Origin of the sequence: Paraburkholderia sp. EB58, from assembly GCF_050436665.1 — a bacterium.
Taxonomy (GTDB): Bacteria; Pseudomonadota; Gammaproteobacteria; order Burkholderiales; family Burkholderiaceae; genus Paraburkholderia.
In genome coordinates this window covers 176,789-197,860 of sequence record NZ_JBNDMQ010000011.1, presented here as the reverse complement: position 1 = coordinate 197,860, position 21,072 = coordinate 176,789, and the positions used below count along the sequence as shown (strand labels likewise).

Genomic DNA, 21,072 nt, shown 5'->3' with positions numbered 1-21,072 from the left:
GCCGCTGCCTGCTCTCACCACCGCTCCAATCACGGGAGTCCACCATGTCAACGCCTGCTCCTGCGCCTGGCTGGCGCGCCGCCGAATCACCCTTTCATGCGGGCGAACTCGCCGCACAGGAGCGCGCGGGCGTGCGGGAGCGGATGAACGTGGATGCTCGCCGTGGAATTCGCGACTACATGCCGCCGCAGCATCGGCTGTTTTTCGCGGAACAGCCGTTCATGGTGCTGAGCGGACTCGATGCGAGCGGACGGCCGTGGCCCACGCTGCGTGTCGGTGAGCCTGGATTCGTGTCGACGCCGGATGAGCGGACCCTGCGCATTGCCGGACGACGTCTGCCAGGCGATCCACTCGCCAAAACGTGGCAAGTGGGCGCGCTGATCGGCGGGCTCGGCATCCAGCCGGCCACGCGGCGGCGCAACCGCGTCAACGGCGTGATTACCGCCATGGATGACGGAGTGCTGACGATCAGCGTCAGTCAGAGCTTCGGCAACTGTGCGAAGTACATTCAGAGCCGCACGCCTACCTTCGTGGCATCCGAGCCTGAAGAAAGCGCGCTGCAGGAAACTTCGTCCGCACTCAGCGACGCTGATCGCGCATTGCTTGCGCGTGCCGACACATTCTTCATTGCGACAGCCAACGCATCCAGCGATGCCGGCCTCGCGCGCGGCGCGGATGTCTCGCATCGGGGCGGCAAGCCCGGTTTCATTCGCGTTGACGACGCGAACACGCTGACCACGCCGGATTTCAGCGGCAATCTGTTCTTCAACACAATTGGCAACCTGAATCAGGACCCACGTGCAGGTCTGCTGGTGATCGACTTCGAAAGCGGCGATCTGCTGTATCTCGCCGTAGATGCCGAGATCATCTGGGAAGGTGCGGAGCTTGCATCGTTTGAGGGCGCCGAGCGGCTCATGCGCTTTCATGTCCGCGAAGTTCGACGCAGCCCGCGCGCGTTGCCGTTTCGCTGGTCTGCGGTGCAATACGCGCCACAACTTGCGAAGATGGGAAGTTGGCAGATGCAGGCGGCGGTGGCTTCGGCTCCAGTTTCGGCCTCGCCTTCCGCTTCAGGCGGCTGGCGCAAGCTGAAGGTGGTCGACGTGCGCGACGAAACACAGTCGGCACGCTCGTTCTATCTGCAATCTGTCGACGGCGCCGCACTGCCCCACTTCGAGCCCGGCCAGTTCCTGCCCATCCGCTTGCACGTGCCTGGGCTCGCCGCGCCGCTGATTCGAACCTACACGTTGTCCGATGCGCATCACGGCCGGCACTATCGCATTACCGTCAAGCGCGAAGGCGCGGCATCCGCGTGGCTGCATGAGCAGATCAAGGCGGGAATGGAAATCGAGGTGAAGGTACCGGGTGGTGCGTTCAAGCTGGAACGGGGTAATCGACGCCCGGTTGTCCTGCTGTCTGCGGGTATTGGCATTACGCCGATGATTGCTATGTTGAACACCCTGCTTGCTGACGACACCAAAGGACAACCGCAGCCCGAGCACATCTATTTCATTCACGGCGCGCGCCACTCCAACGAGCATCCGTTCGCCGATCTATTAAGAGCGGCGGAGCAGGCGCACCCAAACCTGTCCGTTCATTTGCGTGACAGTCAGGCCGCCGAGCCTGGCAGTACGATTGCTTCGCAGTCCGTGGGAAGAGTCGACGTTGAGTTTCTCAAACGCGTGCTGCCGTTCGGCGACTATGACTTTTACCTGTGCGGCCCAGGCGCGTTCATGCAGGATCTTTACAACGGATTGCGTGCGCTGAATATCGCGGACGAACGGATTCGCTTCGAGGCGTTCGGGCCGGCGAGCGTCAAGCGTGGCGAAAGCGCTGCAGTTGCTGCGGACGCCGTGGTGGACGTTGTCGCTCCCGTTGCAGCTGTCGCCCCGATCGAAGTTGTTGCTCCGGTCGTCGCGTTCACGCAGACGCCTGCGGTGCCGCGAGACATTGCGCAGTTATCGAAAGTCGTGTTTATGAAGACCGGGCGTGACGCGATGTGGTCGAAGGAGGATGGAAGTCTTCTCGACTTCGCCGAAGCGAATGGCCTGACGCCACCGTCCATGTGCAGATCCGGTTTCTGCGGAACCTGTTCGACGCGCGTGCTTTCAGGCGAGGTGAGTTATCCCGAGCCGACCGACGCCGAGATCGAACCGGGTCATGCACTGATTTGCTGTGCGATGCCTGCGCGGACGGGCGCAGGCGAAGAGTCCACCGTTGTGTTGGACCTTTAAGGCTTGGACGGCCTCGCGCGCGCGCTGGGCGGGCGTGAGACGTCACAACGAAGTGATGCTTACTGCGGGCGGCGATGCGCTTCAGCGATGATGGCGCACGTTTGCAGATGCAGTTGCAGAGCGTGGCGGGCGACGGCTGCAAGACGGGCAAGCCAGCCGTTAGCGGCCGGGGTAGAAGTCGTGGTGATGTGGCTCATGGCAAGCTCCAGTTCAGGCTAGGGTTAACTACCTAGGTAATAACCCTATTATAAGCCTGTCCTGCGGCAGCGCAACAAAACAAAATGAATTTCTCAGACTGAGCTCTGAAATACTCATTTCTTACATAAAAATAACACTGCAACTGCGTCAGAACCCCCTCTCCCGTCTCCAGACTTACCCCAATCCTCGATCGCGCTTCCCGCGCCGCACCAATCACGCCAGGGCGGCTCCAGCCTTACCGCTAGGGGCGAGCCAGACGGCCACTGCCTACTGCATCGCACCAATTCCCGTTCTTGACTCTGCTCGGCCGCCCTGCTGTACTAAATAAACCAAAGTGATTTAGTCAAAAAGCAGCCCGCCCTGCGTCATCTAGCGCAGTCAGCGGGCTACGAGAGGCGCACCCAGCGCCCCACTAGCTATTGAATCGACCGCAGTCCACAACGTCGTTGTCAATTATTTGGAGGAGCGTCCCCATGAATCTGAAATCCCGCAGGCATCCCGTCGCCCGTCGCATCGTCACCCTGTGCATCGCGGCATCCGCCGTGTGGTGCGCCAGCGCCACGCAGGCCGCCGACCAGGCCGTCGTCGGCCTGATTACCAAAACCGACACGAACCCGTTCTTCGTGAAGATGAAGCAAGGCGCAGAAGCCGCCGCGCAGAAGGATGGCGTCAAGCTGCTGACCGCCGCCGGCAAGTTCGACGGCGACAACGCGAGCCAGGTCACGGCGATCGAAAACATGATGACGGCGGGCGCCAAAGCGATTCTGATTACGCCGAGCGATACGAAGGCCATCGTGCCGAGCATCAAGAAAGCCCGCGCCGCCGGCGTGATGGTGATCGCGCTCGATACGCCGACAGAACCGCAAGACGCCACGGACGCCCTCTTCGCCACCGACAACTTCAAGGCCGGCGTCCTCATCGGCCAGTACGCGAAGGCGGCGCTAGGCAGCAAGCCGGCCAAGATCGCCACGCTCGATCTGGCGCCGGGCGTGTCAGTGGGTGTGTTGCGTCATAACGGTTTCCTGCAGGGCTTCGGCGTCAAGGAAGGCGATCCGTCCATCGTCTGTAGCCAGGACACGCGCGGCGATCAGTCGAAGGGACAAACGGCGATGGAGAACTGCCTGCAGAAATCGCCGGACATCAATGTGGTCTACACGATCAACGAACCGGCTGCGGCGGGTGCGTATCGCGCGCTCAAGGCGGCAGGCAAGGACAAGGACGTGATGATCGTGTCGATCGACGGCGGCTGTGAAGGCGTGCGTAACGTCAAGGCCGGCGCCATTGCCGCGACGTCGCAGCAGTATCCGCTGAAGATGGCCTCGCTTGGTGTCGATGCCGGCGCCGAGTATGCGAAGACCGGCAAGAAGGTCTCGGGCTACAAGGACACCGGCGTAACGCTGATCACCGACAAGGCCATGAATGGCGTGGACAGCAAAGACACCACGTTCGGTCTGGCGAACTGCTGGGGTCAATAAGCCTTCCTAAGTATCTGGGAGACCCACGCATGGGTCTCCCACGGATTTGCCGCGTGGCCCCTGCGCCACGCGCTAGCATCGAGGAAACACATCATGTCGACTCCTTCTGCACCGGCTGGCGGGCACCGCCCTTTTTCCGAGCGGCTGCCTTCGCTCGCTGAAGTCGGTCCGCTTATCGCGCTCGTGCTCGCCTGTGCGTTTTTTATCTCGCAGAGCAACCGCTTCCTGTCGTTCCAGAACCTCTCGCTGATTCTTCAGCAGACCATGGTCGTCGCCGTCATTGCGATCGGCCAGACGCTGATCGTGTTGACGGGCGGCATCGATCTGTCCTGCGGCATGGTGATGGCGTTCGGCTCGATCATCATGACCAAGTTCGCGGTCAACCTCGGCGTGCCGCCGGTGCTCGCGATCGTCTGCGGCATCGGAGCGAGCGCCCTGTTCGGTGCGCTCAACGGGGTCCTGATTACGCGCATCAAACTGCCTGCGTTCATCGTCACGCTCGGCACGCTGAACATCGCCTTCGCGCTGACGCAGATTTACTCGAACGCTGAGAGCGTGTCGAACCTGCCTGACGCGATCATGTTCCTCGGCAACACGTTCAGCATCGGTCCGGCCCAGGTGACCTACGGCACCGTGCTGACGCTGCTGATGTACCTGGCTACCTGGTTCGTGTTGCGCGACACCGTGCCCGGCCGGCACCTTTACGCGCTCGGCAATAACGCTGAAGCAGCACGCCTGATGGGCTTGTCCTCGACGCGCATCCTGCTCACCGTCTACACGCTGGCTGGGGCGATCTACGGCATCGCTGCCCTGTTGTCGGTCTCGCGAACAGGTGTGGGCGATCCGCAAGCCGGGCAAACGGAAAACCTCGACAGCATCACCGCTGTGGTGCTCGGTGGCACCAGTCTCTTTGGCGGGCGAGGATCGATTGTCGGCACCTTGCTTGGCGCGCTGATCGTCGGCGTGTTCCGTAACGGCTTGACGTTGATCGGCGTCTCGTCGGTGTATCAGGTGTTGATCACCGGCATGCTGGTGATTCTCGCCGTCGCTGCCGACAAGCTGTCCCACCGCGGCGCTCGATGAGCCACCAGGAGCCTGTCATGTCTACACCCCAAACTGCTGCTACTGCGACGCCTGTCCTGCAGGCACGTGGACTCATCAAACGCTATGGCCAGGTCACGGCCCTCGACGGCTGCGACTTCGAAGTGATGCCCGGCGAAATCATGGCCGTGATCGGCGATAACGGCGCCGGCAAGTCGTCGCTGATCAAGGCGCTCTCCGGTGCAACCGTGCCCGACGAAGGCGAGATTCTGCTCGACGGCAAGCCGGTTAAATTCCGTAGCCCGCTGGATGCGCGCGAGCAAGGCATCGAAACTGTCTATCAGGACCTCGCGGTGGCGCCCGCCATGAGCATCGCCGAAAACCTGTTTCTGGCTCGCGAGCTGGTCAAACCTGGCTGGCGCGGCTCGATCTTCAAGATGATCGACAAGCGCCGTATGCTGGAAGAAGCAACCGCGCATATGAAGGGCCTGCAAATTGGCATCCGTTCGATGCGCCAAGCCGTCGAAACGCTTTCCGGTGGTCAGCGTCAGGGCGTCGCGGTGGCGCGTAGCGCGGCGTTTGCACGCCATGTCGTGATTCTCGACGAGCCGACCGCGGCGCTCGGCGTGAAGGAAGGCAACATGGTGCTCGAATTGATCCGGCGCGTGCGCGACCGTGGCCTGCCGGTGATCCTGATCAGCCACAACATGCCGCACGTGTTCGAGATTGCCGATCGCATTCACATCCAGCGGCTGGGACGGCGCGCGGCGCTCGTCAACACCAAGGACATCCACATGTCCGAGGCCGTCGCCATCATGACCGGTGCGAAGGAAGCGGACGTCAAGGCCATCGCATGATGCACGTACCCTGCTGAGGGGCGGTCACGATGGATACCACCGGCACCCGCTCGCCGCTCAAGCGCACGGTCGGCTCGAATCAGGTCGGCATGCGGCAATTCAACGAACGGATCGTGCTGCAGGCAATCCGCTTGCACGGGCCGCTCGCGAAAGCCGATGTCGGCCGGCTGACGCGCCTGTCGATGCAGACCGTCTCGATGATCGTCGACCGTCTGATCGACGACGGCCTGCTCGCGCGGCAGCCGCGCGTGCGTGGGCGCATCGGTCAGCCGTCGGTGCCGATTGCGTTGCGGCCCGAAGGCGCCTACACGATCGGCATCAAGGTTGGGCGCCGCAGCCTCGATGTGCTCGCCATGGATTTCGTGGGGCACGTGTGCAGTCGCGATGTGCTCGAGTATGCGTATCCCGATCCGCGGGTGTTGTTTCCCGCGCTCGAGAGCAAGCTGGCACGCGTCAACGAAACGCTTGGCGAGCGGGCCAAACAAGTGGTCGGCGTGGGCGTGGCCGCGCCCTTATGGCTGGGCGGCTGGCGCGATTTCCTCGGCGCGCCGCCGGAGGCGCTCGAAGCCTGGCATGACATCGACATCCGCGCTCGTATCGCCGCCATGACCGGCCTGCCCGTCGAGTTTGCCAAAGACACCACCGCGGCCTGCGCCGCCGAACTCGTGATGGGCCAGGGGCGCGGCATTCACAACTTTCTGTATCTGTTCGTCGGGACGTTCATCGGCGGCGGGCTTGTGATCGACGGTCGGCTGCATGGTGGTCCGCACAACAATGCTGGCGCCGTAGGCTCGATTCCGCTTGCCGGTGGTGGCGGAGGGCGTCAAGCGGACGCTCAAACGGAGTCCAAAGCGGCACGTCAACTGCTTCATGCAGCGTCCGGTTTTGTGCTGGAGCGACTACTCAGCGACGCAGGAGCGCCGGCTGCCGCCGCGCACGATCATCGTGCGTTATCGCCGGAGTGGTGGCGCTTGACCGAACATTGGCTGGATACCGCATGCCCGGCGATCGCTGGCGCACTCATCAACGCGACCGCCCTGCTCGATCTCGAAGCCGTGGTGATAGACGGCGAACTCGACCGTCAACTGGTGCGCGAAATCATTCGCCGTACTGAGCGTGTGCTGGACGGTTTCGAATGGGAAGGCATGGTGCGTCCGCAACTGCTGGAAGGCACCATCGGCGCAGACGCTCGCGCCATGGGCGGAGCGATTTTGCCGCTCTATGCGCACTTTGCGCCGGTGCATGAGTTGTTTCTTAAGCCGGCTACGGAAGCGGGTTATTGAGGCGGCGCTTGACCAGCGGTTAAGCCACCGTTGCCCCTCAACTCCGCTTCACCGCAGCCCCACTACTCGGCGCAGCAGGCGCCCTGGGTTGCTCAACCAGCGGTTGCAACACAGGCGCAAGCGACTTCAGCAATTGCACCGACATCGCACTCGTGAAGTCATAACGTGCCGCATAAGGCTCGTGAACATAAGCGGTCAGCGTGCCATAGAACCGGTCACCCATGATGAACACAAAGGTCGCACTGCGATTGACCTTGCGCGACTCAATCAGCCGCCCGCCCTTCGCCCACACTTCAAAGCGCTGATCCCCCGTGCCGGTCTTGCCATACACCGGCAGCGTCTTGCCATCCGGGAAGGTCATGCCATCCGCGAGGCGCTTGGCGGTGCCACCCTGCACCACATCGCTCAACATCCCATGCACGACATTGACGATCTGCGGGGACAACTGCGCCTGCGGCGGCACCGTTGCGCGCACGAAATGCGTTTCGTACGGCGTGTCTTTGGCGAAATCGAGTTGCGCGATGCTTTCAGTCGGCACCTTGTTGCCGCCGTTCGCGATCACGCCGATCAGTTGCGCGAGCGCTGCCGGCCGGTCGCCGGATGCGCCGATCGCCGCCGCATAGGACGGCGTCAGATTGGCGAACGGATAGCCGAGCGCTTGCCACGACTTGCCGATCGCAGCGTAGGCGTGAAGCTCGATCATGTGTTTGATGCGGCGATCCTGCGTGGCGTGGTAGCGGGTCTTGAAGAGCCACGAATAGGTCGACACCCGCACATCGTGGCTGGCATCCTGAACCTGGTCGAGGGTGGCATCCGGATGCTCGCGCAGATAGTTGACCAGCCACAATTCCAGCGGATGTACGCGCGAAATATAACCGCGGTCGTTCAGATTGAAGCGGTCCATGCTGTACTTCGTGTAAAGCTTGGCGAGATCGTCGTCGGTGAGCCACTGAGCGGGCGTGCCCTTGAGTTGCTCGCGCATCTGCGTGTCGAACCAGCCCTGCGCGCCATTGGGCGCCACGCTGCGCAATACCGTGGCGATCTTCGGCGGCGATTTGTGCACGCTATGCAGCATCACCGCCAGTGCCTGGTCGGGCGTCTTACCGTGATACTTCGTGTAGAAGCGCTTCACATAGACGCGGCTTTCCTGATCGGCGAAACGGCTCAGGTACAACTGGCGCGCGGCGGGATCGTCGAGCCATTGCGTCGAGGGCCCCGAGGTCTGGATCATTTCGTAGCGCACGATATCGCGCATCAGGCGCACGAACACCAGATTCACCGAATGCTGGAAGGCCCGGTGCACGGTGAGAATCTGGCTGTTGTCGCTCGACTCGAAATTGGTGAAGGTCTGCGCACCGCCACCGGTGTAGAACGTTTCGCCCGCGCTGGCCGAGTATTTTCTCTCCACGGCGGCATCGAGCATGGCTTGCAGCGAGTGGTCCGGCGTTTTGATCAGATAGTCGAGCGCCCAACGCGTCAGCACGTCCTGCGGATCGGGCTGGACACGCTTCAGGTCCGCGACACTCAGCGATGCATAGCGGTCGTGCAGATCGCTGACGATCTGCAGGTACGTGATAACCGTGCGCAGCTTCGCCGTGGAGCCGAGATTCAGGCGTGCGCCCGAATTGATGTCGAAAGGTTCGTTGACGCTATCCGTCTGCACCCGCACGAGGTTCGCGCCGTTGTGCCGTTCATAGAGCGTCAGGCTGTAGGTGATCTTCGAGGGGTCGTCGCCGGGCCGCAGCATTTCAAAGCCGTAAAGCCCTGCCGCCTGTGCGCCGTCCTTGGTGCCCGCTGCCGCGAGCCGGTCGCTCACCGCCAGTTGAACGGCGTTATTGAGCGTGCCGGTGGCCTGCAGATCTAGCCGGTCGAGTTCATAGAAGCTTCTCAAACCGAGCGCGTCCAGCAAATGCGCCCGCATCGAGGTCACCGCCTTCCTGCTGATAAACGAATCATCCGCAACGCGCACCGGCGTGCGGTTCAGTGCAATCTGCGCGTTGAGCGCCGCGTCGCGCAGCGACGTAGAAATAACACCTCCCGTGGCGAGCAACCGCAAATAGCTGTCCGTCGTGCGTCCGAGCTCGGCGTATCCATGATGCAGGAAGTACGACGGCGCGCGCTGCGCAATCATCAGGGAGAGCACCTGCCGGAACGCCAGCGCCTGTTCAGCCAGGTTATCGGCCGAGGATGGCGCGTTGAGAATCGTGTTGACTTCGTCGAAGTCACGCCCATACCACGCCGCCAGGCCGTCGCCCATGCCGTTGATTTCGCCGACGCCAGGCTGCGCCGACAAAGGCACCGAATTCAGGTACTGCACGACGATTTCGCGCCGCGCCGGCATGGTCTGCGGGCCGTCCAGATACGCACGCACCGAAGCGGACGCGATTTGCCGCAGCTTCTCCGGCGGCGTGGCGGTGCGCCCATCCGGCGAGTGACGGAACTTCTCAATTTGGGTAGCGAGCGTGCTACCACCAGGCTGCAACTGATGCCGGTTGAAAATCCGCGCGCCCTGGTCGAGCAATGCGTGGCCAAACCGCCCCCAGTCGATCGCCGGATTGCGGTTCGGCTGGCTGGAATCGAGTAACTCGCGGTCTTCGACAAACAGGAGCGAGTTCACGATGACCGGCGGAATTGCGTCGAAACCGCTGTAGATCCGGCGCGGATACGTCGCGTTGAAAAGCGGCGCACCGGTGCCATCGAACAGTTGCAGGCCGGCCTGATCTTTCTCCTGATACGGCAGGAACAAACCGTCGTCGGCGAGCGAGAGCATGCGTTCGGAGTCACGCGCTTGCGAGGCCACCACGAAACCGCGTGCGGTCAGGCGTTGCTGAAACGACGGCAGCAATGCGTAGCCGAGCCGCTCGTCGTACGGGCCGTTGGTGGGGAAGCGGATATTGGGGCTCGCACCGTCTGCGAGCGTGAAATCGACGTCACGTGTCAGCTCGGACAGGTAACGCGCCTGCAGGCGGGAGGTTTCGATCTCGATCTGGCAAAGTTTTGCCAGGATCGCTAGCGCCACGAGCAAAGCGGCGAGCAGCGACCATTTGAACCACTTCCACGCCGACGTACCGCCGGCTGTGCGAAGCGGAAACCGAACGAGTGGCCGATTCATGACGGCATCTCCCTCGCAGGCACGCATCCGAAAGTCAGGCCCGCATCGTGCTCAGTGTAGCTCGGAACGCGAATATCTGATGGGTACGGAATTACCCCACAGTCTCGCGCCAACAACACCGTTTCAGCAAGGCATGGCGCAGTAACGGGCGAAGTGAGATATTGACGGTTTCCGCGCTTAAAAAGTCAAAATTCCCCGCAGCGTCGGCACGCCCCACCTCCCCTCACACCACCGTTTTCCGCTCGCGCAACAGCCGGATGAACTGCTCGGCAGGCGGCGACAACACCCCGCCCCTGCGCGACACAATCCCGAACGTTTGTGACTGAGACTTCAGCTTGACCGGCAGAATGCGCAGCATCTTGTGCTTCGCGAACAGCTCGGCAATGCCGGTCGGCAAAATCGACACCAGATCCGCAGCTTGCTGCAGTAACGCAATCGTCACGAAGGTCGACGCGGTCGAGATCGGGCTCACGGGCATGCTCATGCCGGCCAGGTCCATTTCACGCTCCAGCAGCGCGTGCAGCGGCATATGGCTTGGATACGTCACCCAGCGGTGTCCGGCCAGATCGCGCAGGCTGAGATCCTTGCGCGACATCGGCGGATGGCTGTTGCCAACCACCACGGACAACGGCTCGTCGCCCAGCGACTGGTACTGATATCTGGAAGGATCGGCGCTGACCGCGGCGCGCCCGATCACCAGGTCGAGGCGCCCCTCGTCCAGTTGCAGCAGCATCCGGGCGCTCGTGTCTTCGACAATCTCAATCGAAAGATTCGGCTGGCTCGCATGCAGCGTGTTGAGCACCGGCACCACGGCGTCCGGAATCGCTCCCATGATTGCGCCGATCGCCAGACGCCCGCCCCGCCCTGAGCGGATTTCCGCAATGTCCTGGCACAGCGAGGTCAGATCCGTGGCCACCAACCGCGCATAGCGGATCACGCAATGCCCGAACTGGTTCGCAATCATGCCGTTTTTCGAACGCTCGAAGAGCGGCGCTTCCAGCATCGATTCCAGCTCCTGCAGCGCCTTGCTCGCCGCCGACTGCGTCATGGCCATCGCGCCCGCCGCCTTGTGCAGCGATTTGTGATCGTCGAGCGCAATCAGCAGTTGCAACTGCTTCATGCGCAAGCGCGAGAGCAGCACGTTCAGCGTATTTTTCATGTGAGTCGTAAAAGTGATCACAGGATGGAAACAATTCACTATACAGGCCGGAACGGGCCGTCGTATAGTCATTGCCGGAGACAATCAAGACGCCCTGCCGGGGCGCGCCGCCACGCGGCTACCCCGGTTTGCGCTGCGCCATACAGAAGGATTCGACATGCCATCCGTCAGCGACGACCCGAGCGTCGTCACGTCATCCCCCGTCACACCGCCCCCTGCGATCCGCCTGCATAGCCGCGACGATGTCGTCATCGCGCGCAGCCAGCTGGTCGGCGGCACCGTCTTGCCCGGCGAAGGCGTCACGGTCTCAGGCCTGATTCCGCCCGGCCACAAAGTCGCCGTGCGCGCCATTGCCGAGGGCGAACCGGTGCTCCGCTATGGCCAGATCATCGGCTTTGCCAGTCGGCCGATCGCCGCGGGCGAACACGTTCACACGCACAACGTCGCGATGGGCGAGTTCGCCCGCGACTACGCGTTCTGCGCCGATACGAAAGTCACGGCCGTGGCCGCCGCACCTGCAATGTTTAATGGCATCTTGCGTGCAGACGGCCGGATCGCGACGCGCAACTACATTGGCGTGCTGACTTCGGTGAACTGCTCGGCCACCGTCGCACGCGCCATTGCCGATCACTTCCGCCGCGACATTCACCCTGAAGTGCTGGCGCCGTTTCCGAATATCGATGGCGTCGTGGCGCTTACGCATGGCGTGGGTTGCGCGGTGGATCCCGAGGGCGAAGGGCTCGCCATCCTGCAGCGCACGCTCGGCGGCTACGCCGCGCATCCGAACTTCGCCGGCGTGCTAGTGATCGGGCTTGGCTGCGAAACCAACCAGATCTCGCGCCTCATGGAGACGCAGGGACTCAAGGAAGCCGAGTTCCTGAAGACCTTCAACATTCAGGAGACCGGCGGCACCGCCAAAACGGTCGCACGCGGGATCGAACTCGTGAAGGGCATGCTGGCCGAAGCCAACAAGGTGAAGCGCCAGCCCGTGTCCGCCGCGCATCTGGTGGTCGGCCTGCAGTGCGGCGGTTCGGATGGCTACTCCGGCATCTCGGCCAATCCGGCACTCGGCGCCGCGGTGGATCTGCTGGTCGCGCATGGCGGCACCGCCATCCTCTCCGAAACGCCGGAAATTTATGGTGCCGAACATCTGCTGACGCGCCGCGCCGTGACGCGTGAAGTCGGCGAAAAGCTGGTCGCGCGCATCCGCTGGTGGGAAAACTATTGCGCCCGCCATAACGCGGCGATGAATAACAATCCGTCGGCCGGCAACAAGGCGGGCGGACTCACGACGGTGCTCGAAAAATCGCTCGGCGGGATCGCCAAGGCCGGTCACACGAATCTCGTCGAGGTCTACGAATACGCGCAGCATGTGAGCGCGAAGGGCCTCGTCTTCATGGATACGCCCGGCTACGACCCGATCTCCGCGACCGGCCAGGTAGCAGGCGGCGCCAATCTGATCTGCTTCACAACCGGACGCGGCTCCGCTTACGGCTGCGCGCCGACACCTTCGCTCAAGATCGCCACCAACGACGCCCTCTGGAACCGTCAGCAGGAAGACATGGATCTGAACTGCGGCTCGATTCTCAGCGGCCAGAAGTCGATCGAAGAGATGGGCGCCGAACTGTTCCAACTGATGCTCGACACCGCCTCCGGCACGCTCTCGCGCAGCGAGATTCACGGCTACGGCCAGAACGAATTCGTGCCTTGGCAAATCGGCGCCATTACCTGATTGCTCTCCAGCCCAATCGTCAATCCATCGTCAAAAAAATCCAGGCAGACCGAAACATCATGAATCAGGCAACCACTCAAATATCTTATCGCGGTGTATTTCCCGTCGCTCCGACCATCTTCGACGACGAAGGGCGCCTCGACCTCGAAGGCCAGAAACGCTGTATCGACTTCATGATCGATGCGGGCTCGAATGGCCTGTGCATCCTAGCGAATTTTTCCGAGCAGTTCGCCCTCTCCGACGACGAACGCAGCACCTTGATGCGCGTGGTGCTCGAGCACGTTGCCGGACGCGTCCCGGTGATTGTCACGACCACGCATTTCAGCTCGCACGTGTGCGCACTGCGCAGCCGCGCCGCGCAGGATGCCGGCGCCGCGATGGTGATGGTCATGCCGCCGTATCACGGCGCGACGATCCGCGTGGGCGAGCGTGGCATCTACGAGTTCTATAAGAAGGTCTCCGACGCGATCGACATTCCGATCATGATCCAGGATGCGCCAGTGGCCGGCACGGCGCTGTCGGCGCCGTTTCTGGCGAGGATGGCGCGCGAGCTCGCCAATATCTCGTACTTCAAGATCGAAGTGCCGCAAGCCGCCGCGAAGCTGCGTGAGCTGATCGAACTGGGCGGCGACGCCATTGTTGGTCCATGGGACGGCGAAGAAGCAATCACGCTGATGGCCGATCTGGATGCAGGCGCAACCGGTGCAATGACGGGCGGCGGCTATCCCGACGGTATCCGCCTGATCGTCGATGCCTACGCCGCGGGCGACACGGAACTCGCCGCCGCTCACTATCAACGCTGGCTGCCGCTCATCAACTACGAGAATCGCCAGGGCGGTCTCGCGACCCCCAAGGCGCTGATGAAAGCTGGCGGCGTGATCAAGTCCGATGCGGTCCGTCATCCGCTGCTGCCAATGCATCCCGCGACCCGTGAAGGGCTCCTGACGATTGCGCGGCGCCTCGACCCGGTGGTCCTAAGCTGGGGCAAGTAAGCGCTGCGGCAACCGCTCATTCCGGTCAAGCCAGTCTTCATGTTTGAATGACTGGCTTGACCTCAATGCCGAATGAGCCTCCTCGACGCATCACCACCGCTTTTCCGCCGGGCGCTTGCTGTCCCGCCTGGCGTGACGCCGTACCCGGCACCTGCTGAAGCCGGACAACAGCTCCGGTCACCCCGACTACCCCCGCCCTTCCGACCCTGCTGCGTCCGGCCGTTGGAAAACGCTCCGGCTTTTGACGCAGACCTGCTTACACGGCCATATACGCAGCCGGTGACAAACCGGATTCATGCGGACGCAAAAAAACCCGATATAACCGCCGACGGAAATTGAGTAACATAGCCCCGCATGCCATCACTCAATTCTCCATGACCGCAAACTCTCGAGAACTTACGCCGGAAACGCTGACCGCGCTCCTCGAACGCGTTGCCACAGAGGACGCTGCGGCATTGCGGGAGCTATATGACTTCGCTGCCCCGAAACTGTTTGGCCTTGCGCTCCGTATATTGACCAGACACGAGTGGGCCGAAGAGGTCTTACAGGACAGTTTCGTCAACATCTGGCGTTTTGCGGGCGACTACAAACGCGGCTTGTCAGCCCCCATGACGTGGATGTCGGCCATCGTACGCAACCGTGCGCTCGACCACCTGCGGCGGGTCAACACGCAGGAAACAGAATGGAGTGAGGCGTTGGACGACCTTGTGGCTACGGGAGAACCCGATCCGGAGACGCTCTCCGCCGTTAGCCTGCAGGCACGGCTGCTGGACGGGTGTATGCAGCAGCTCGAACCGGCGCAGCGGCAGGCCGTCGCGCTGGCGTATCTGCGCGACCAAAGCCATAGCGAGATTGCCGAAACGCTCACCGTGCCGCTCGGTACCGTCAAGTCGTGGATCCGGCGCGGCCTGGCCAAACTGAAAAGCTGCCTGGGCGGGGGTGTCTGATGAATTTGCATCGGTATCCTGAACTGGTGGACCTGCTGGCGGCCGAATATGCGCTCGGTACCTTGCGCGGCGGCGCCCGGCGACGGCTGCAACATTACGCGGAACACGACGTCGTGATCCGCAAGTCTCTGGAAGAATGGCAACAACGGCTCGAACCGTTGGCCGAACTTGCGCCGCCGCGCATGCCCTCGGCCGCGGTCTGGGAGGCCATCGAACAGCGGCTCGGCATTGTCGCCGCCCGCGGCGCGGAGCCCACCCGGCAGTCGGCCCAGGCTACTCGCCCTACCGCTCCTGCTCGCCCGACGCGCCCGACGCCCCCGACGCGGAGCTGGCTCGACAACCTCGCTTTCTGGCGCGGCTGGGCCATCGGCGTGACCGCGATCGCGGCGATTGCGGTGATCGTCGCCGTGCGTTCGCTCTTGCAGATCGAAGCGACTACAACAACACCTTCGCAGACGGTCGCGCAGCAACCCGAGGCCGAGGTGTCGCATGTCGCGGTGCTGAACGACAAGAACGCCCAGCCGATCATGCTGGTGGCGTGGGACGAAGCCCATTCGACCATGACCCTGCACCGGCTCGGCGACGTCCAGCTCCCGCCCGACCGGGCGATGCAGTTGTGGGGCATCCCTGCCAGCGGCCATCCGGTCTCGCTAGGCGTGCTGCCGAACAGCGGCAACGGCAAGGTCAGCGCCGCAGAACAGCGGCCGGAGAGCTACGCGGCGCTCGCCATCTCGATCGAACCGCCGGGCGGCTCGCCGAATCCCGACGGCCCGAGCGGTCCGGTGGTATTCAGCGGCAAGCTGTTGCCGGTATCCTGAACTCAACAAGTCTTATGCCGGCGTCTGCTAAAGAAGAAACAGACGCCGGGTACTTCCTGTCTATGCAAAGCTTTTACGAAGCAACCGTGGTTCGGCCCGAACGGGTCCGTTTGTCCGGCAAGCGTGCCGCTGACGTGTGCATTGTCGGCGGAGGCCTCGCAGGACTGTCGACGGCGCTGGGTCTGGGCGAGCGCGGTGTACGCGACGTGATCGTCCTCGAGGCGCAGCAGGTGGGCTTCGGCGCATCCGGGCGCAACGGCGGTTTCGTGTTCGGCGGCTACAGTCTCGACTGCGCCGATCTGCTCAAGATCCTCGGAGCGGCGCGTGCTCGCGAGCTCTACGCCCTCACGACCGACGCGGTCGAGCTGATGCGGCAGCGCATCACGCGCTACGGCATCGAGTGCGACGCGACCCACGCCGGCGTGATCCTCGCCAACTGGTTCGACGAGCCCGCCCGGCTCGAGACGCAGCGCCGCCTGATGAAAGAGTCGTTCGGCGTCGACTGGGAACCGGTTGATCCGGCCACGCTCGCCACGCAACTGAAGACAAGCCGCTATCACGGCGGCCTGCTCGAGCGCAACGCGTTCCACTTCCATCCGCTGAAGTATGTCCTCGGGGTCGCCACGGCCGTCGCTGCTGCGGGCGCGCAGATCTACGAGCACTCGCCGGTCGTGCGACTGCAGCGGCAAGGCAGCGGTTTTCTGGTCGAAACGGCCGACGGCGCCGTCGAGGCGCGCCAGGTTGTGATGGCGGGCGGCGGCTATGCGCGCAACGTCTATCCCCGTGTCGAACGCGCCGTGCTGCCGATCGCCACCTACGTGATGGCCACGGAGCCGCTAGGCCCACGCCTGAAAGAAGCGATCGACACCGCCGCAGCGATCTACGACACCCGCTTCGCCTTCGATTACTACCGCCCCCTGCCCGATACACGCATCGTGTGGGGCGGACGCATTTCCGTCCTGAATCGCGAGCCGCAAGCCATTGCCCGGCTGCTGCGACGCGATCTACTGAAGGTCTATCCGCAACTTCACGATGTGCGAATCGAGCATGCGTGGGGCGGCCTGATGAGCTACGCACGGCACAAGATGCCGCAGATCGGCCAGAGCTCCGACGGCGTCTGGTATGCAGTCGGTTTCGGCGGGCACGGCATGGCGCCCACCACCGTTTCCGGCGAATTGCTGGCAGCCGCGATTGCCGGCGAGCGGCCGGTCCCGGAGGCCTTCGCTGCGTTCGGCCTGACGCATACCTTCGGTACGCTCGGTCTCGCCGCCGCCCAGTTGACCTACACCACGATGCAGGCGCGCGACGCACTGGCCGCTCGCCGCCGGGCGCCCTCCTGAATTGACGCAACACGCGTGCGCTCTGGCCAGCGGCTTTCGCGCACGTTACGCGTGGGCTTATGTGTCGAGATACGCGGCGAGATGCGCGGCCAGATATGCCGCCAGATGTGCCGCCGGATATGCCGCCCATGCAACTGAGACGGTGAATTTCGACATGCTAGAATGCGCCGTCATCGCCGCTGAAATACACAATGAAAAAGGGAAGCAAGGCCGCCGCGCCAGATCAGAGCGGCATCCCGTCTGAACCTCGGCGCGCCGACGCCCGCCGCAAGTACGATCCGGAAGAGACGAAGCGAAATATCCTCGAAGTCGCCACCCAGGAGTTCTCCGCCATGGGGCTGGCTGGCGCGCGCGTGGACGCTATCGCCGAGCGCACCAATACCACCAAGCGCATGCTGTACTACTACTTCGAGAGTAAGGAAGGGTTGTACCAGGCGGTGCTGGATAAGGTCTACGGCGACATTCGCGCGCTCGAACAGGATCTGCATGTCAGCGAACTCGATCCGGTTGAAGGTATGCGCAAGCTGGTGGAATTCACCTTCGACTATCACGACCGGCATCGCGACTTCGTGCGCCTCGTCACCATCGAGAACATTCACGGCGCGAAGTTCGTCGAGCAGTTGAAGACGTTCAAGAACAGCAACGCGAGTGCGATCCGCACGATCGAAGATCTGCTGGCGCGCGGCATCGCGAGCGGCCAGTTCCGCAGCGACGTGGATGCGATCGATCTGCACCTGCTGATCAGTTCAATGTGCTTTCACCGCATCGGCAATCGCCATACGTTTGGCACCGCCTTCGGCCGCGATCCGTCGCATCCACGGCTGCGCACGCGGCACCGGGCGATGATCGTCGATGCCGTGATGCGCTTCCTGCGTAACGAAGCCTGATAGATATGCCGCTAAAGAGAAACGCCTACGGGCCGGGAGGCTCGCAGGCGTTTTTTGTTTGCTGCGACTTCAATCGGTCAGCACGATCCGCTTGATATCGCCGACGATAAAGATGTACGACAGTGCGCCGATCAGCGCGATCACGCCGATGAACACCAGCGCGCCGACGAACGAGCCGGTCCATGCCACGATCAGGCCTACCGCCAGCGGCGTAATGATGCCGGCGAGGTTCGCCGCAAAGTTGAAAATACCGCCGGTCACGCCGAGCAGTCCGTCCGGTGCGATATCCGACACGAGCGTCCAGCCGAGCGCCGCCATCCCTTGCGCGAAAAACGCCACCGACAGAATCACGATCACGGTCACGTTGCTCTCGACATAGTTGGCGAGAATGATCGTGGAGGCGAGCAAGAGGCCGGCGATGATCGGCAGCTTGCGCGCCACGTTGGGCGAGACCCCGCGCCGCAGCAACCAGTCCGAAAACGTGCCGCCGAACATCACGCCAATCGATGCGGCGATAAACGGCATGATCGCGAAGAAGCCGATCTTGAGCCAGCCCATGTGACGCTCGGTGGCCAGATAAGTGGGGAACCACGTGAGGAAGAACACCAGCGTCGAGTTGCCCGCAAACTGGCCGAGGCAGATGCCGCTCAACTGGCGATGCTTGAGCAGCCTGCCGATGGTGCGCCACTCGAAACCACTCGACTTCGCCTTCGCTTCGCCTGACGCCTCTTTGCGATGCGTCAGCCCACCGCCCGCCTCGATGTACTCGAGTTCCGCGGCATTGGCGGCCGGATGATCGCGCGGTTCACGATAGCAGAACCACCAGACGAGGCCAAACACCAGACCCACCGCGCCCACAACGTAGAACAGCGAGCGCCAACCGAACGCGCCCATCAACGCAAACAGGAACGGGCTGAAGAACGCAAGGCCGATGTATTCGCCAACGGTGTACGTACCCGTCGCCATGGCGCGCTCGTTTTGCGGAAACCAGGTGGCCACGACGCGGCTATTGGTCGGAAAGCATGGCGATTCCGCGACACCCAGCCCGAGCCGCAACGCGAACAATGGCGCAATGCCGTGCACCAGCCCCTGCGCGAGCGTGAAGAGCGACCAGAACGTCATCGCCAGAAAATACGTGACCTTGCTGCCGAAACGATCAAGAAACAGGCCGCCCGGAATCTGCGAGGCCACATAGCTCCAGGAGAATACCGAGAACATCAGCCCCATCAACGCGGCGTTGATGCCCAGTTCCTTGGTCAACTGTGGCGCCGCGATGCCGAGCACCGTGCGGTCGAGATAATTGATCATCGTGCCGATGGCGAGCAGCGCGAGGATCCGGTAGCGCGCCTTCGAACGGCGCACGCCGGTTGCGGCGGCGCCGGCCGACAGCGCATTCTGCTCGGGCAGGTCGGATGGGGTGGGATGAATCGGATGCGGCATGTCTGTCTCCTCCATGTGTTATTGGATGTGCTGCACAGCACGTCTGCCCAGCGCGTCTATTCGTGCGGCAGCAGCGTCTGGAAGTGCGCGAACATCCGCTCGGCATCCGGCTCCAGCCCGGTAAAAATACGGAAGGCGTCGACCGCCTGAAACACCGCCATGCCGCCGCCGCTCAACGTGCGGCAGCCGGCCGCCTCGGCTGCCTGCAGCAAGGCCGTGCGGATCGGGAAGTAGACGATATCGGCCACCCACAAGCGGCTGTGTAGCAACTCCGCGGGCAATGGCATGCCGGGCAGCTTGGCCATGCCGGTGGGCGTCGCATGAATCAGACCGTTGGCCTCTCCGAGCGCGTCGGCCAGCGAGTCGCCTGCCCGCACGGTTGAAGCGGGAAAGCGCTGCTGCAGTTCGTCGGCAAGGATGTGCGCGCGAGCCGCGTCGACATCGAACAGGGTCAGCGCTTGCGTGCCCATCATCAGCGCTGCATGGGCAACCGCTGCGCCCGCGCCGCCGGCGCCAAGCTGCACCACGCGTTCGAGCGCCACGTCCGGCAAGCCACGCTGGAAGGCGCGGGCGAAACCGGACCAGTCGGTGTTGTGGCCGATCCGCTTGCCGTCTTTCAGCAGTACCGTGTTGACGGCGCCCAGGGCGCGCGCGTCATCCGACAGTTCGTCGAGCAACGGAATGATCTGCTGCTTGCACGGATACGTGACGTTCAGACCGTTGAAGCCCATCCGTTCCGCTGCGACCAGAAGGTCCGGCAGCGCTGAGACGTCGAGCTTGAGTGCTTCCAGATCGACGCGGCGATACACGTACTGCAGACCGAGCTGGCCGCCCTCTTCCTCATGCATCGCCGGTGTGAGCGAGCCGCTAATGCCGGCGCCGATCAGCCCCACCAGATACGATCGGTTTTTAGCAGGCGTGGTCATTTCGTAGTCCTCTATTTAAGAATCGTCGCCATCCGCTCCAGCGCCAGCACATAGCCCTGCGTGCCGCAGCCGATGATCACCGCTTCGGCCACGGCCGACACATACGAGTGATGCCGGAAGGCTTCGCGGCGATGCACGTTCGAAATGTGCACTTCGATCACCGGCTTGTCGATCGCAGTCAACGCATCGGCAAGTGCCACGGACGTATGCGTGTAGGCAGCGGGATTGATGACCACACCGTCCACCCGCGTACGAGCCGCGTGCAGCCAGTCGATCAGTTGATGCTCGGCGTTCGACTGGCAAAAATCGAGCGCCAGATCGAGTCGTTCTGCTGCATCGCGGCACATCTGCGCCACATCGTCGAGCGTCTCCGAGCCGTAGATGGCCGGCTCGCGCGTGCCAAGCAGGTTGAGATTGGGTCCGTTCAGGACCAGCACCGAGGCGAAACTCATTGCGGCTACTCCATAAAATTCAGGCACGAGGCGTGGCCAGCACGGCTACTCTTCCCCACTGTGACGCTAGTTTGCGCCACATTCCCGGTTCGGTCTTCTGGGGTTTGTACGAATTTGTACGATCTAGTTAGTTTGTATAGAATCACCCAAACTCGAGCTAATGTGGCGGATACTGGCCCTCA

The 21,072-nt window shown here is 62.8% G+C and carries 17 protein-coding genes; 11 read left to right on the top strand and 6 right to left on the bottom strand.

The genetic code is table 11. The features are described from left to right. Positions 1-44: 44 nt before the first annotated feature. Positions 45-2,231: a pyridoxamine 5'-phosphate oxidase family protein gene (locus tag P3T40_RS18570; RefSeq protein WP_429269190.1), complete on the top strand. Its 2,187-nt coding sequence runs from the start codon at positions 45-47 to the stop codon at positions 2,229-2,231. A 59-nt stretch (positions 2,232-2,290) separates the two neighbouring features. Here P3T40_RS18570 and P3T40_RS18565 read toward each other — a convergent pair whose 3' ends face one another. After that, a complete protein-coding gene (locus P3T40_RS18565; RefSeq protein WP_429269189.1) occupies positions 2,291-2,428 on the bottom strand; it encodes a hypothetical protein in 138 nt (45 codons plus the stop codon). 474 nt (positions 2,429-2,902) lie between these two features. Here P3T40_RS18565 and P3T40_RS18560 point away from each other — a divergent pair, with 474 nt between their 5' ends. The 4 genes from P3T40_RS18560 to P3T40_RS18545 all read left to right on the top strand — a co-directional run bounded on the left by P3T40_RS18560 (position 2,903) and on the right by P3T40_RS18545 (position 7,085). After that, a complete protein-coding gene (locus P3T40_RS18560) occupies positions 2,903-3,904 on the top strand; it encodes a sugar ABC transporter substrate-binding protein (protein ID WP_429269188.1) in 1,002 nt (333 codons plus the stop codon). Between the two features lie 93 nt (positions 3,905-3,997). Continuing rightward, positions 3,998-4,987, top strand: a complete 990-nt coding sequence (locus P3T40_RS18555; protein WP_429269187.1) for an ABC transporter permease — start codon at positions 3,998-4,000, stop codon at positions 4,985-4,987. 17 nt (positions 4,988-5,004) lie between these two features. Further along, complete coding sequence (locus tag P3T40_RS18550; protein WP_429269186.1) at positions 5,005-5,802, top strand: ATP-binding cassette domain-containing protein; 798 nt, start codon at positions 5,005-5,007, stop codon at positions 5,800-5,802. Between the two features lie 29 nt (positions 5,803-5,831). After that, positions 5,832-7,085, top strand: a complete 1,254-nt coding sequence (locus P3T40_RS18545; protein WP_429269185.1) for an ROK family transcriptional regulator — start codon at positions 5,832-5,834, stop codon at positions 7,083-7,085. 37 nt (positions 7,086-7,122) lie between these two features. Here P3T40_RS18545 and P3T40_RS18540 read toward each other — a convergent pair whose 3' ends face one another. Together P3T40_RS18540 and P3T40_RS18535 are read right to left on the bottom strand one after the other, a co-directional pair. After that, positions 7,123-10,197 (bottom strand): transglycosylase domain-containing protein, encoded by a 3,075-nt coding sequence (locus P3T40_RS18540; RefSeq protein WP_429269184.1) that lies wholly within the window; start codon positions 10,195-10,197, stop codon positions 7,123-7,125. Between the two features lie 223 nt (positions 10,198-10,420). Further along, complete coding sequence (locus tag P3T40_RS18535) at positions 10,421-11,356, bottom strand: LysR family transcriptional regulator (protein ID WP_429269183.1); 936 nt, start codon at positions 11,354-11,356, stop codon at positions 10,421-10,423. 157 nt (positions 11,357-11,513) lie between these two features. Between P3T40_RS18535 and P3T40_RS18530 the strand changes: the two genes are divergently transcribed. The 6 genes from P3T40_RS18530 to P3T40_RS18505 all read left to right on the top strand — a co-directional run bounded on the left by P3T40_RS18530 (position 11,514) and on the right by P3T40_RS18505 (position 18,072). After that, complete coding sequence (locus P3T40_RS18530) at positions 11,514-13,088, top strand: UxaA family hydrolase (RefSeq protein ID WP_429269182.1); 1,575 nt, start codon at positions 11,514-11,516, stop codon at positions 13,086-13,088. Positions 13,089-13,147: 59 nt separating this feature from the next. Next, on the top strand, positions 13,148-14,080 hold the full coding sequence (locus P3T40_RS18525; RefSeq protein WP_429269181.1) for a dihydrodipicolinate synthase family protein: 933 nt from the start codon (positions 13,148-13,150) through the stop codon (positions 14,078-14,080). Between the two features lie 374 nt (positions 14,081-14,454). Next, positions 14,455-15,027 carry a sigma-70 family RNA polymerase sigma factor gene (locus tag P3T40_RS18520; protein ID WP_429269180.1) on the top strand — a complete coding sequence of 191 codons (573 nt, stop codon included), beginning with the start codon at positions 14,455-14,457 and terminating at the stop codon, positions 15,025-15,027. Further along, on the top strand, positions 15,027-15,845 hold the full coding sequence (locus P3T40_RS18515) for an anti-sigma factor (RefSeq protein WP_429269179.1): 819 nt from the start codon (positions 15,027-15,029) through the stop codon (positions 15,843-15,845). The genes P3T40_RS18520 and P3T40_RS18515 overlap by 1 nt, the downstream gene beginning before the upstream one ends. Before the next feature lie 62 nt (positions 15,846-15,907). Further along, positions 15,908-17,185 (top strand): NAD(P)/FAD-dependent oxidoreductase, encoded by a 1,278-nt coding sequence (locus P3T40_RS18510; RefSeq protein ID WP_429269178.1) that lies wholly within the window; start codon positions 15,908-15,910, stop codon positions 17,183-17,185. A 191-nt stretch (positions 17,186-17,376) separates the two neighbouring features. Further along, positions 17,377-18,072: a TetR family transcriptional regulator gene (locus tag P3T40_RS18505; RefSeq protein WP_429269177.1), complete on the top strand. Its 696-nt coding sequence runs from the start codon at positions 17,377-17,379 to the stop codon at positions 18,070-18,072. Positions 18,073-18,141: 69 nt separating this feature from the next. On the opposite strand, the gene P3T40_RS18500 is transcribed toward P3T40_RS18505, so the two are convergent. From P3T40_RS18500 to aroQ, 3 genes are read right to left on the bottom strand one after another with little or no spacing between them, the layout of a single operon-like run. Continuing rightward, entirely contained in the window at positions 18,142-19,512 is a 1,371-nt protein-coding gene (locus P3T40_RS18500) for an MFS transporter (RefSeq protein ID WP_429269176.1), read from the bottom strand. A 56-nt stretch (positions 19,513-19,568) separates the two neighbouring features. Beyond that, positions 19,569-20,438 (bottom strand): shikimate dehydrogenase, encoded by an 870-nt coding sequence (locus tag P3T40_RS18495; protein WP_429269175.1) that lies wholly within the window; start codon positions 20,436-20,438, stop codon positions 19,569-19,571. A gap of 11 nt (positions 20,439-20,449) precedes the next feature. Next, the gene (gene aroQ / locus P3T40_RS18490) at positions 20,450-20,890 is read right to left on the bottom strand and encodes a type II 3-dehydroquinate dehydratase (protein WP_429269174.1); all 441 of its coding nucleotides are present in this window, start codon (positions 20,888-20,890) and stop codon (positions 20,450-20,452) included. Between the last annotated feature and the right edge of the window lie 182 nt (positions 20,891-21,072).